This is a genomic window from Streptomyces sp. NPDC050842 (assembly GCF_044456565.1).
Taxonomy (GTDB): Bacteria; Actinomycetota; Actinomycetes; order Streptomycetales; family Streptomycetaceae; genus Streptomyces.
Window position 1 is genome coordinate 131,518 of the sequence record NZ_JBITGA010000002.1, and the last position, 11,416, is coordinate 142,933.

Genomic DNA, 11,416 nt, shown 5'->3' on the forward strand with positions numbered 1-11,416 from the left:
GTCTCTATGCCCTGCCCACCTCACGTCTCGTCCAGCTCACGACCGACCGATTTCGCCGGGACGGTGATCACGCCTACCTCACCCTCGGCCGCCACCCGGTCCTCCTGCCGCCCAAGCTCGCCGTCCTGATCGAGCGGCAGATCGCCAGCCCCGGCGTCTCCGTGCTTCAGCAGACACACGACGGCACGCCCGGATTCCTCTTCCCCGGCCAGCCGCCGAGCCGCCCACGCAACGTTCACGGCGTCCACGCTCAGATGCGGAAGCACAATCTGCCAAGCATCCACACCCGCAACACCGCCATGGTCGAAGCGATCACCAACCTCGCGCCCATCATGGTCAGCGACCTCTTCGGCATCCACCCCAGCACCACCCAGAACTGGGCTCGTTACGCTCAGAACAGCTGGGCGGAATATCTCGAAGCCCTCCAGGCGACCGAATAGCGCAGGGTCGGAACACCGACCGCTATGGGTGGCAGGGCTTCGGCGTAGTCACCTGATGTCCGTTTTATGATCATGTGAGGCCGAGGAGGGCCAGTGGGCGTCGTGGACCACGGGCGTTGCGGCGGAGGGCGGTGGCGATGTTGGTGACGCCGTTCACCCTCAGGGCGCCCATGGCGAGGTTCCGCCAGGCGGTCGTCGCGCGTGGCGCGTTGCGGGTCCGCAGTTTGGATGCGTCCTCGGCGAAGGTGGTGTCGCGGACGTGGTGCAGGGACTCGATGCTCCAGTGGCCGCGGACCAGCTTCGCAAGCTGGGCCGGGGCGGCCTGGCGGGCGGTGAGACTCGTGACCGCGTAGACGGTCTTGATGGTGGCCTTTCCGGTCTTGCGGTCGGTGCGGCGGCGCTTGATCTGGATTGCCTGGCGGGCGCCGGGGAACAGCAGGTTGCTCACGGTGGCGACCTTGATCCGGCGGATCTCGCAGCGCCCGTGGCCGGTTTCCTTTGTCCCCCAGGAGCGGGATGTCCCGCCGGGGAAGCGATTAAGCTGCATGCGGAAACTCTTCTGGCTGCCCTTGACGAATCGACTGAGCCGCTCAAATAAATAGCTTGCCGATCCGGTGGGCCTGTGTCACTGTTCCGCCTGGATCGACAGCCGGACAAGAGAATTGGCGCCATGGGGAATCAGTACGAGGAAGAGTGTCGTCGGTCGTTGGCCGAAGAGCAGGCGAAGAGCCTTGCCGAGACCAACAACTGGGAGCACGTTGACAGGCTTCAGGTCCACCAGGACTGGGACGTGCTGTACCGGGAGATCGCGGCCTGCCTGGACGGCTCCCTGCCCGGGGATCCCCAGATCCAGGAGTTCGTCGGCCGGCATTTCGGCATAGCCTGCCGGTTCTACGCCCCCAGCAGGCAAGCGTACGTCGGGATGGCACTCTTCTATGCGGAAGACGACGCCATGAGGGAGTTTCACAACTCCTACCATCCCAGGATGGTGGAATTCCTGGGTGAGGCGATGAGGATATTCGCCGAACGGGGAGTCGGCTTCACTTCGTAGTACTCCAGCTGCAGATCGTGATCTTGCCCATTGGCGGGGCAGGGCTTCGGCGCTTCGTGTGGCGTCCGGTTCATGACGGTCTGTCGGGCAGGTAGCTACGGGAACGGAAGCAGGCACGGCTTCCAAGATCATGGAGTTCTCGACGCCCCGTGATCCGACTGGAAGACCGTGCCTGCCGACGCACCATCGCTGATCCCGTCCGCCTTTGACCAGCTCCGCCGACAACCCGATCCCGGCCTCCAGGAGGTTCCGGGGCTGCTGGAACGGCTCGCGGAGGTGCCCGACCCGCGCAATCCGCGCGGCGTGCGGCATGCGCTGGCGGTCGTGCTCGCGCTGACAGCGTGCGCGGTGCTGGCAGGGGCGACCTCGCTTGCGGCGGTCGGTGAGTGGATCGCCGACGCCCCGTCCCACGTGCTGGAACAGCTCGGCGTCCGACCCGATCCGCTGCTGCCGCGGCGTCTGGCGCCCTCCGAGTCCGCCGTGCGCCGACTGCTGGCCCGCCTCGACGCAGACGCGCTGGACCGGGCGGTCGGCCGCTGGCTCGCCGACCGCCGCCCGCAACCGAGCGGTGACGCTGACCTGCGCGGACTGTCGGTGGACGGCAAAAGCCTGCGCGGCGCGGCCAGGGCGAAGGGCCGCAAGATCCACCTCCTGGCAGCCATGGAGCACACCAGCGGCCTGGTCCTGGCCCAGCTGGACGTCGGCGAGAAAACGAACGAGATCACCTGCTTCCAGCCCCTGCTCGACACCGTCGCTGACCTCGGCGGGACGGTGGTCACCAGCGACGCGCTGCACACCCAACGCGAGCACGCCGGCTACCTCCTCGGCCGGAAGGCCCACTACATCGTGATCGTCAAGGGCAACCAGAAGAGTCTCCGTATGCAGCTCAAGTCGCTTCCCTGGCGGGACATCCCGCTCCTGGGTCGGACGAAGGAGACCGGCCACGGGCGCTGCGAGATTCGCCGGGTCAAGGTCGCCACCGTGAACAGGCTGCTGTTCCCCGGCGCCCGGCAGGCCATCCAGATCAAGCGCCGCCGTACCTGCCGCAAGACCGGCAAGACCGCCGTCAAGACGATCTACGCCGTCACCAGCCTGACCGCCGAGCAGGCGTCCCCGCCCGACTCGCCCGGTTGGTCCGCGACCACTGGGGCATCGAGTCCCTGCACCACGTCCGCGACACCACCTTCGCCGAGGACGCCTCCCAACTGCGGACCGGCAACGCACCCCGGGCGATGGCCACGTGGCGCAACCTCGCCATCGGCATCCTGAGACGCTCCGGCGTCACCAACATCGCTGCTGCCCTCCGCCGCAACGCTCGCGACCCCCAACGACCGCTCGCGCTCCTCGGCCTCGGATGATCAGAAACCGGGCATCATCCGACTACGCCGAAACCCTGCTATGGGTGGTCTCCGAAGGGGAGGGGATTGATGACCGAAACGCTTGGAGATATTGCGATCAGGAACTCGTCCAGCGCCATCTTCTTGAGGCTTTCGGAGATTATCTCAGGATCGCGGACAGACCAGCCATCCGTTGTCTTGTCCCCTGCATTAAAGAGCGCCACCGAAACCGACTCTGCGGCGGGATCGTGACGCGCATAGTAGCGGATGCCCGCGCGCCCCAAGCCATGCATCTGTTGCGCTATTGCTCGGGTGCTCGGATATGAGGACTCTGGGCCGCCCTGGAATTCGAGAGTGCAGCCGTAGAGGCCGAGGTTGTCCCTGAGCGTCAGATCTGTGACGATCAGTCCGCAGTGAATGTCCACAACGGATATCCGCCGTTCTGATATCAAGTCCTCGCTGACCGTCTTCATTCGACCGACGACTTCCATGAAAGCACCCAGCTCGGACTCCGAGACGTAGCAAGCTCCGGAGGGGGTGTCGAACCTGTGGTCCATCTTCGGGCAGAAGTGCACGGCCCCGTGGGTGGCAAGGTGCATGCGATACAGACGGACCTCGGGACCCAGGTTGCTGCAGCCCGGCGGGAGGCCGTAGCTCATGATTCCAACCTCCTCGCCAGAGAGTCAGCGGATGTGAGGATGGCAGCCTCTTGTGAGCTGTCACTGATGACTTCACGGGGGGAGTGGCCGTTAAGTTCTGGCTGGGGGGTTGCTGCCCAAGAAATCACAGCGGCGGTAACGTTCCTGATTTGCCTTCTGTGAAACTTCTCCAGTATTGCATGCGTGGCCTTGCGGAGCTCTGCGGTCCCTGGCTCGAATTGCCAATCAGGGAAATACCAAATCCCGGAGGGGCCTGGCATGGCGAGGAGATCGCCTGATTCGGCAAGCGGCCCGGCCTTCCAGTCTGGATCAGCCCTTCGCTCTTCGACTTCTCCGTCAGTGAGGTATGGCGCTAGAGCCTGATGCCATCTGAAATAGGAAATTGCCTCACGGGCTGCGTCGCGTCCAACCTCCGTCATTTCTTTATCTGACATGTCCACCGAGTCGAAATCGAAACCCATCTCCAGACTGCCCCTGAATGCTTGCTCGGCAGCCATTATTCCGCCGATTGCATACAAGTTGGGAGGATGGGATTGTGTTCCCTTCTCACAGCCCAGCCTGGCTACTGTTCGGGCGGCGACATGCTCAGCGATTTGCCAGGCAACGTCGACAGGAACCTCATCCAGGCTCGGGTCGCGGTCGCCGATGCCTGCCAGGTACTCCTTGAAAGCGGTCTCCAGAAGCGCTTGGGCATCTTCCATATCTTGACGTTAAGACTCGCTACCGCCTGGCGCACCTGGACCCCTGCGCCTCGCTCTCCAGCTGCGGCGACTCGTCGAATAGTGCACGGTCGGAACACTGCAGGGCAACGACAGCCCCACTATCTGCCACACGCGCGACAACCACTCCTGCCAGCAGCCGACGCACCTGCGCCTCGGGACGCCGGCGGAGAACCGCGCCGAGTGGATCGCCCGCCGACGCGACCCCGGCAGCCGCCTGGCAGACCTCCCGGCTGCGGCGACGGATAACTACGAGATGGACTTCGCGTACCTCATCAGAGCATCGGGCATCACGCCGAGAACTCCCGCGAAGCGCCGGAGGACGTCGGGCCCGTCAGCGGCGAACACGTCCAGTGCGCGCAGGCCAAACTCTCGCTGGGCTTCATTGCGCAGCGCTACCAAGATACGGCCCCGAGTGACAAGCAAGGCGCACTCTTCGTCGGAGTAGTCGGAGGGATGGTTTCGGTGGGTAGTCCCCCCCCGCGCGACACAGAAGCTGGGACAGCGCTGCATCCATCTACAGCCGAGAAATCATCCTCCAAAAAGTCACAAATTGGCCATATCATCAGCTGTAGGCATGTATGACCTGCGTCCGTATGCGAGGAGGCTCCTCGTGACGACCCTGACTGTTCCTACCGGGTACGCGAAGGCCGAGTGGGAGAAGATCGTCCGCCGTGGGCGGAAACTGATGAGTCAGAAGTCCGGGATCCAATGGTCTCTCGGCGACCTCGTCATTGGCGCTCTCGATGGGCATAGCCGCGGACACGGCGAGGTGAACCAGGTGATCAAGATCCTGGCGCATCAGATCGGTGCCAATCCGGAGACTCTGCGCGGCTACTACGACGTCGCGCGGCAGTGGCCGGAAGAGAAGCGCCGGACAGATGTGAGCTTCACAGTGCATGCAACCTTGGCCTACGTCCGTAGCCGGTACGTCTTGATCCGCAAGGACCCCTACGACCCGTTCACCGAGGAGTACCACTGGACGGTGAACGAAGCCCAGAAAGTCGCGAACCGCGCCGTCGGGACGCCAACCAACCAGGAAGAGCGTCTCGCCCATACCCGGCGCCTGCTTCACACGGATGAAGATGCGGCCAAGGCGGTTACCGAGATGCTCGGACGCCCGGACGTTCGGGCCCGCCTCGCATCCGATCAGCACGCCCGACACCTGATGCGTGAGGCACAGTACGAGCACTGGAGCCGGGTCGACGAGGCAGCGGAAGCCGAAGCCGAGCTGGCCTCGGCGGATGACGCGGCAGAGGTGGAGGAGGAGTTCGAGGACGAAGCCGCTCCCCTCGGCGTCCGGTACACCGAGGCCCCGATGGAGATCCTGCGGTTGCTCGGGGCCTTCGCCTCGTTCTTCGTCTCGCTCCAGCGGATCATTCCCGAGGTCCACACCCAGGACTACACCGAGGAAACCAAGCAGGCGGTCCTCGACAACGTGCACAAGGCGCGCATGCTGCTCGACTGGTGCGAGACCGCCATCAAGACCGGAAGAACCGACATGGAGAAGGCGCTTGCGCGCCTGATGGAGGACGAAGAAGGCGAGTAGTTATGACGACCACGCGCCGCCAGGCGGCGCACGACAGCGGAGAGGACATCTGGAACCGGGTGGAGAAGGCTGGGGAGGACGGCCTTCCCCCTGAGCGGGCCATCGGCCGGAACACCAGGGGTCAGTTCGAGCGTGGCAAGAGCTGGATCCGAGACGCCAAGTGTGGAGCCGAGCAGAAGAGCTTCGTTCGGTACCGCGGCCATTACATGGTCACCCTTGACGCGGACAAGTGCACGGCCTATGCCGCCGAGCGCATGCAGTCCCTGTACAGGCAGGCTGTGCGCATCTACAAGTGCTCGCTGAAAGAACTGCCGCCAGAAGCGCAGGAACTTCTCACGGTGACGCTGCTTACCAAGCAGTTGCAGTCCATCTTCGACGCGATGGACATCCTCAAGGCCGCTGGCTTCTCCCCGAAGACGGCGGCGGCAAGGGTCGCGGCAACGACCCCCGCGAAGAGATCTCCGGCAACGTCCAGGGGCCGGAAGGCCTGACCGCCCAGTCAGCCGCAGGACGAGGTGGGCCCACATCCAGGGTGGACCCACCTCGCCAGTTCGAGGATCGCTGCACCCAGACCCATCAGCAAGCCACGCCTGTCCCATCGAGCATCAGAGTCCGATGGCAACGCTGGTGACCGGCTCCACGACCACCGGCCTCGGCTGCGGAATCAGCCCCCGGCCTGGAATGCGGTCTGGTCCGCGTGTGCGAGCGAGGTCGAAAGCGGCAGGAGGCCGGACGCCCCGAAGGATGTCCGGCCTCCTGGCGGCCCTAGAGGACCTTCAAGCCACCTTGGCGAGGTCCTGCGGGATCGCAGCGCCCATGGCCCACGTAACGGCTGCCACGACCTCGTCGTCCGAGGACTCCAGGAGGTGTCCGTACCGGTCGACGGTCGTCGTGATCGACTCGTGGCCGAGGCGGGCCTGGATCACGGGCAGCGGGACCTTGCTTGCGATGAGCCAGGAAGCGTGGGTGTGACGCAGGTCGTGGATGCGCGGGCGCTTGGTAAGGCCGGCGGCGTTGGCTCCATTCAGGGCGGGCTTCCAGCGGTGCGCGTGGAACACGCCGGAGTGCCAGGCCCCGCCCTCCGGGGCGGTGAACACCAGGTCGGTCGGCTTCTTCCCTTGGCAGAGCCGCTGGAACAGCTGCACCTGCTCTGGGGTGAGCACGAGGGTTCGACGCGATTTCTTGGTCTTGAGGGCGCCGAGGAACGTCCCGCCCTCGCCCCCCGCTTCCAAGCGCGCTGCACGCGGAGCGTTGGCCGCTTGGAGACCAAGGTGAAGTCCCGGGGTTGCAGTGCGGTCACCTCGCCCCACCGGAGGCCGGTGCTTACCAGCGCGTCGATAATGTCGACAGCGTCAGCCCGTACGTGCTCGCGCAGGAGGGCGTACTCCTCGGGCTCCAGGAAGACCTCGTCGTCCTCCGTGTCGTTCCCCTTGGGCAGCTTGGTGTGCACAGGGGTTCGAGTCACGTAGAGACGGGTCGGCGTCCACGGCGGACTGGAGGATGCTGTAGAGCAGGCCGTGGAGGTTGGCGATCGTCTTCGCCGCGTACTTGCGGCGCTCCGTGCCCGGAGGCTGAAGGGGGCCCGGCCTCCCGTCCTGGAGGTCCAGGATCCACCGGCTGATGTGATCGCGGGTGAGCTTGTCCCCTCGGTCGGAGACGGACAGCTCTCCGAGCCACGGGATCATGTGGTTGTCGATGAACCTCGTGTAGTTGGTCTTGGTGTGCTCGCCTATGTCGGTCAGGAGCCCGACATAGGCGTGGGCGTAGACCTTGAACTTCTCCGCGTCTGGCGCCGACGGCTCGCTGGTCTCGACGAAGCCCTCGCCCTTGACCCACCCCGGCGGCCATTGCTGTCCGTGACCATTGACCAGGTCGCGGAAACGTTCCGCCTGCGTCTCGCCGTCGAAGGTCTCGCGGCACCAGGCGCCCGTGCGCGAGCCTCCGGCCCGCCACACGACGGTGTAGGAGGGGTCTCCGGACTGCCGCCGGTAGGTCTTGATTGAAGCCATATGAGGGATCGTACGGCGTGTCGGTGTGGCGACCGTGTGGCGAAAGCCTTGCCGGCGCTAGCGTGAAACCAGCGTTTTAGCTGGTCACGACGTTTCTGCTGTGGTGGGGCGGGTGGGACTCGAACCCACGACGGCTCGCGCCACGAGCAACGGCGGGCGGATGACAGTTCTGCCGGTGGAAGCCCCACGCCGGGAGCAGAACCCGCCGTCTGCAGGGTGCACGCTACCTGCGGTGGACGGTCTGTCCGCAGGATGTATGGGGTAGCACGTGTGAGAACGCTGTGGTCCTGTGTCGGGGTTCTGAGCATGGTCGGTCTGGTGGGTTGCACGAGCACGACAGACGGCACGAACGACGCACCGCAGACCGCGACTCCCTCCCCCGTGATGCTTGCGATCAGTGGCGGGATCGACGTCATGCTGCCCGACAAGGGCGCCGGCGCCGAGCTCAACGCCCCGTGCACGCCGCCGTCGAACGCCAGGACGCAGCTCGGGCTGGAAGTCCGCGTGACGGATGGCGAGGGCACTGTCCTTGGGACGGGAAAGATCGAGGTTCCGTGGGCGGCGCACACCGAGATGCCCTACCCCCACGGCCGGAGCTCCACTTCGACGCGAGTCAGTACGACGCCGAAGTGGCTCGCACTCAGGCCGACCTTTGGGGGCAACTGTACTCGTAGCCCAGCACGACGCGACCCCGTTGTCGCCGAGGCCCGCGAGCGCTGCAGCGAAGGCGGCCGCGAAGAAAGCGGGCTCGTCCCGCGCCGGTCGGCCTGGTGGTGAGGTCCGGTCAGCTGACCGGACCGGTGCCGTAGCCGTGCTTCTTCATGCACGCGTCCTCGAAGGCCATCAGGGTGATCACGCCCTCCTCCGGGATGCTGGCGTAGTCCGTGACGATGGTCCAGCCGCGTTGCTTGAGGACCGCCTGCACCTCTCCGATCGCCCCGTCCACGTCCTTGCGCTCCTTCCGGTCCCCGGACTGCCGCCAGCCGCGCTCGCGCAGCTCGCCCACCAACGCCTCGTAGCGGGCGAGGTCGACCGGGGTGGTCTCGGTGCCGAAGCCCTTGAAAGCGACGCTGCACGATTGCTTCGAGCCGACCGGAGCGTCGTCGAACGTGCGGGCGTACTTAGGTGCGTTCGCCGGGACACCCGCGTCCGCGACCGAGGTGTCGAGGTCCGAGCGTATGACCTCCTTCGATAGCGGCCCGGTGCCCTGGGGCCGGGGTGACGGCGGCGCCGTCTTGGCGGCCACCCCGGTGTCACCAGCGCCGCCGCAGCCTGCGGCTCCGAGCGCGATGACCGCTATCGCCACGGCGGCCCACTTCGTCCTGTGCACAGTCGTCCCTCCCAGGTCACGGGGCCGCGCACCTCCGCGATCAAGGAAGGAGTGTGCCACGGGGCACCGACGGAGCAATCCCCCGGCCACCGGCGACGGCTTCGGCGAGAACAGCGACCCGCCTCCAGCTGCCGACCCTCCACGCGCGGTAACGGCGGGCCCTGGCACTACGGGAACTCGACCTCGGCGGAGAGCACCGGGCCCGCAGACGCCCTGGCGATCCCGAGGCTCCCCAGGGCGCGCGGACCTTGCACATCTCCAGGTCCGTGTACTCCTCAGCCGCAGCCAGGCCGTTCACCCCATGGCGCGCGTCGAGCGAGCGGCCACGTGGTCGAAGCATCGGGTGCCCTTTGGTGGCCAGGGACGTCTGAACCACCAAGGTCTAGTTCTCGGGCCGTGCTCCCTCGTCCACACGTGGGCACGGCCAGACTCGGATGTCGTATCGCTCGGGATCACTGGCTTGCCCTGCCGGGCACCGCCAAACCCTCACCTCGTGCTCGCCCTCGTCGGGCAGCACCAGGACGGGGCCGGGCTCCTTACCCTCCACGTTGACAAGGGAAAGCTCTCGAGTCGACGCCGTGATGCGAGACGTGCCGAGCAGTGTGCCTCGTCCATCGGGTGCAGGATCCTCCCAGACCGAAAGCACCACGGCGATACGTGAAGCAGAACCCTGCGCAGGGATGCCGACTGCCTCTCCGTTGCCCTTCACGGAGTCGCCCTCAGGGATGGCGCTCACGATGTCAGCGCCCGGACCGTCGCCGGCGACCAGCCAGAACTCGCTGTGCGACACCCACAGAGCGTCGAACACGACATCCCAGGGCTGAGCGTGAAGGAAGAGCGCATCGCCGCCGAACGCCACCACAGGATCCATGTCCACCACCGTAGCGTCCGACCGCGAGAGCGGACCGTCCCCTTTCGAGCCTTGGTCTGACCGGCCCTCCAGCGGGCCGAAGTCCCCGAACGGGTCGTCGCGACGGACCGTGACCCCTTCGGCTCTCAGCCGAGGAGCAGCGGTCAGAATCCGGGCGGCAGTTCGCGCACGTGGGTATGCGGGTCTATCCGATGCGATCACTGCCGCCACGGCCGTCAAGCTCTCATCGCAGGACGGCCGACCGCCTCGCCACTCGTGACCAAGGCCCGCTTCCGGCCGAGGGCGTCGGCATCAGGGTCCCTGTCCAGTCGGGCGAAGAAACAGATGTGCGATTGTCGGTCGCGCGTGATAGTCACTACCTCCACGGGAGGGTGATCACTGGCCTCCCCGTTCGAACATGCAAGGGGTGGGGACATGGCGTTGCTCGGTGACTGGGGGCTCACGCTGGGGAAATGGGCCGGTCGGCCCAGCCCTCGGGTGCAGAAGGACTCCGGCGATCCCGCGGTCGGTCGCGTACGGGAGGCCGCCGCGGCCGGGAACTGGACCGCGGTGCGCGAGGTGCTCGAAGCGCGTCCCGAGAGCGAGGACCGGGTCGAGCTCCTGTGGGCCGTCGGCGACACCGCCGGGGTAGAGCGGTGGATCTCGCCGGTCCTCGAAGCGGAGCCGGAGGCAGCGCTCCCCCGGCTCGTGGCGGGGATCCGCCACATCCGTTGGGGTTGGGAGGCCCGCACCAGCGCCCGCGCCTCCCAGGTCTCGCGCGAGCAGTTCGATCTCTTCCACGCGCGCCTGCGCACGGCCGAGACTTGGCTGTACGAGGCGGCCGAGCGCGAGCCGCTGTGGGTCTCCCCCTGGTACGGCCTCCAGGTGACCGGCCGAGGGCTTCAGGTGGGTCAGGTCACGGCGCGGCGCAGGTTCGAGGCGACGGTACGACGGGACCCGCACCACCTTCAGGCGCACCAGCAGCAGTTGCAGCAGGTCTGCGACAAGTGGGGCGGCTCGCACGAGGAGATGCACGCCTTCGCGCGCGCGTCTACGTTCGGCGCCCCCGGGGGCACCCTGCTCGGACAGCTCGTCGCGGTCGCCCACATCGAGCAGTGGCTCTCCCTCGACTCGGGGCCGGACGCCGCGTACATGAGCCGTCCCGAGGTGACGGCCTCCCTCCACAAGGCCGCCGACCACTCCTTCCGACACCCGGACTTCGTCCGCGAGGGCGGCTGGCTCCAGGTGCTCAACACCTTCGCCATGGCCTTCTCCCTCACCGGGGACCGGAACGCCGCTCGGGAATGCTTCCGTGCTACCGAGGGGCGTGTCACCGAGTCCCCCTGGTACTACCTGGACGGATCCGACCCCGCGGCGGCGTACCGGAAGCAGCGCTCGGCAGCCGGACGCTGACGCGTCCAGAGCACGGGTGGCAAGCCCACGTACCCCTCCCTCCGTTTCCGTCGCCACGC

13 protein-coding genes and 1 pseudogene are annotated in these 11,416 nt (G+C 66.5%); 6 read left to right on the forward strand and 8 right to left on the reverse strand.

Features of this window, described 5'->3' with window-relative positions; translation table 11 throughout:
* Window positions 1-20: 20 nt before the first annotated feature.
* Together ACIBG6_RS05850 and ACIBG6_RS05855 are read right to left on the reverse strand one after the other, a co-directional pair.
* Complete coding sequence (locus ACIBG6_RS05850) at window positions 21-359, reverse strand: hypothetical protein (RefSeq protein WP_399221304.1); 339 nt, start codon at window positions 357-359, stop codon at window positions 21-23.
* 151 nt (window positions 360-510) lie between these two features.
* On the reverse strand, window positions 511-987 hold the full coding sequence (locus ACIBG6_RS05855) for an ISAs1 family transposase (protein WP_399221305.1): 477 nt from the start codon (window positions 985-987) through the stop codon (window positions 511-513).
* 123 nt (window positions 988-1,110) lie between these two features.
* Between ACIBG6_RS05855 and ACIBG6_RS05860 the strand changes: the two genes are divergently transcribed.
* Window positions 1,111-1,491 (forward strand): TipAS antibiotic-recognition domain-containing protein, encoded by a 381-nt coding sequence (locus tag ACIBG6_RS05860; protein WP_399221306.1) that lies wholly within the window; start codon window positions 1,111-1,113, stop codon window positions 1,489-1,491.
* A gap of 303 nt (window positions 1,492-1,794) precedes the next feature.
* Window positions 1,795-2,538: pseudogene (locus ACIBG6_RS05865) on the forward strand (ISAs1 family transposase); the annotation flags it as partial.
* 349 nt (window positions 2,539-2,887) lie between these two features.
* Here ACIBG6_RS05865 and ACIBG6_RS05870 read toward each other — a convergent pair.
* Together ACIBG6_RS05870 and ACIBG6_RS05875 are read right to left on the reverse strand one after the other, a co-directional pair.
* Window positions 2,888-3,487, reverse strand: a complete 600-nt coding sequence (locus ACIBG6_RS05870) for an RES family NAD+ phosphorylase (protein ID WP_399221307.1) — start codon at window positions 3,485-3,487, stop codon at window positions 2,888-2,890.
* Complete coding sequence (locus ACIBG6_RS05875; RefSeq protein WP_399221308.1) at window positions 3,484-4,188, reverse strand: hypothetical protein; 705 nt, start codon at window positions 4,186-4,188, stop codon at window positions 3,484-3,486. Before ACIBG6_RS05875 ends, ACIBG6_RS05870 begins: the two co-directional genes overlap by 4 nt.
* Window positions 4,189-4,819: 631 nt before the next feature.
* Here ACIBG6_RS05875 and ACIBG6_RS05880 point away from each other — a divergent pair.
* Together ACIBG6_RS05880 and ACIBG6_RS05885 are read left to right on the forward strand one after the other, a co-directional pair.
* Window positions 4,820-5,755, forward strand: coding sequence for a DUF6192 family protein (locus ACIBG6_RS05880; protein WP_399221309.1), 936 nt, complete (start codon window positions 4,820-4,822; stop codon window positions 5,753-5,755).
* A gap of 2 nt (window positions 5,756-5,757) precedes the next feature.
* Window positions 5,758-6,246, forward strand: a complete 489-nt coding sequence (locus tag ACIBG6_RS05885; RefSeq protein ID WP_399221310.1) for a hypothetical protein — start codon at window positions 5,758-5,760, stop codon at window positions 6,244-6,246.
* 285 nt (window positions 6,247-6,531) lie between these two features.
* On the opposite strand, the gene ACIBG6_RS05890 is transcribed toward ACIBG6_RS05885, so the two are convergent.
* Window positions 6,532-6,987: a tyrosine-type recombinase/integrase gene (locus ACIBG6_RS05890; RefSeq protein WP_399221311.1), complete on the reverse strand. Its 456-nt coding sequence runs from the start codon at window positions 6,985-6,987 to the stop codon at window positions 6,532-6,534.
* Between the two features lie 120 nt (window positions 6,988-7,107).
* Window positions 7,108-7,764: a hypothetical protein gene (locus ACIBG6_RS05895; protein ID WP_399221312.1), complete on the reverse strand. Its 657-nt coding sequence runs from the start codon at window positions 7,762-7,764 to the stop codon at window positions 7,108-7,110.
* Between the two features lie 306 nt (window positions 7,765-8,070).
* On the opposite strand from ACIBG6_RS05895, the gene ACIBG6_RS05900 reads away from it, so the two are divergent.
* Window positions 8,071-8,541, forward strand: a complete 471-nt coding sequence (locus ACIBG6_RS05900; protein ID WP_399221313.1) for a hypothetical protein — start codon at window positions 8,071-8,073, stop codon at window positions 8,539-8,541.
* Between the two features lie 7 nt (window positions 8,542-8,548).
* On the opposite strand, the gene ACIBG6_RS05905 is transcribed toward ACIBG6_RS05900, so the two are convergent.
* Both ACIBG6_RS05905 and ACIBG6_RS05910 read right to left on the reverse strand, forming a co-directional pair.
* Window positions 8,549-9,094 carry a hypothetical protein gene (locus ACIBG6_RS05905; protein WP_399221314.1) on the reverse strand — a complete coding sequence of 182 codons (546 nt, stop codon included), beginning with the start codon at window positions 9,092-9,094 and terminating at the stop codon, window positions 8,549-8,551.
* A gap of 382 nt (window positions 9,095-9,476) precedes the next feature.
* Window positions 9,477-9,965: a hypothetical protein gene (locus tag ACIBG6_RS05910; RefSeq protein WP_399221315.1), complete on the reverse strand. Its 489-nt coding sequence runs from the start codon at window positions 9,963-9,965 to the stop codon at window positions 9,477-9,479.
* Between the two features lie 414 nt (window positions 9,966-10,379).
* Here ACIBG6_RS05910 and ACIBG6_RS05915 point away from each other — a divergent pair, with 414 nt between their 5' ends.
* Window positions 10,380-11,357: a hypothetical protein gene (locus ACIBG6_RS05915; protein WP_399221316.1), complete on the forward strand. Its 978-nt coding sequence runs from the start codon at window positions 10,380-10,382 to the stop codon at window positions 11,355-11,357.
* Window positions 11,358-11,416: the final 59 nt, after the last annotated feature.

Coding starts and splice junctions, on each gene's coding strand:
- ACIBG6_RS05855 (WP_399221305.1), bottom strand. CDS start 987: ATGCAGCTTAATCGCTTCCCCGGCGGGACATCCCGCTCCTGGGGGACA.
- ACIBG6_RS05860 (WP_399221306.1), top strand. CDS start 1,111: ATGGGGAATCAGTACGAGGAAGAGTGTCGTCGGTCGTTGGCCGAAGAG.
- ACIBG6_RS05870 (WP_399221307.1), bottom strand. CDS start 3,487: ATGAGCTACGGCCTCCCGCCGGGCTGCAGCAACCTGGGTCCCGAGGTC.
- ACIBG6_RS05875 (WP_399221308.1), bottom strand. CDS start 4,188: ATGGAAGATGCCCAAGCGCTTCTGGAGACCGCTTTCAAGGAGTACCTG.
- ACIBG6_RS05885 (WP_399221310.1), top strand. CDS start 5,758: ATGACGACCACGCGCCGCCAGGCGGCGCACGACAGCGGAGAGGACATC.
- ACIBG6_RS05895 (WP_399221312.1), bottom strand. CDS start 7,764: ATGGCTTCAATCAAGACCTACCGGCGGCAGTCCGGAGACCCCTCCTAC.
- ACIBG6_RS05900 (WP_399221313.1), top strand. CDS start 8,071: ATGGTCGGTCTGGTGGGTTGCACGAGCACGACAGACGGCACGAACGAC.
- ACIBG6_RS05910 (WP_399221315.1), bottom strand. CDS start 9,965: ATGGATCCTGTGGTGGCGTTCGGCGGCGATGCGCTCTTCCTTCACGCT.
- ACIBG6_RS05915 (WP_399221316.1), top strand. CDS start 10,380: ATGGCGTTGCTCGGTGACTGGGGGCTCACGCTGGGGAAATGGGCCGGT.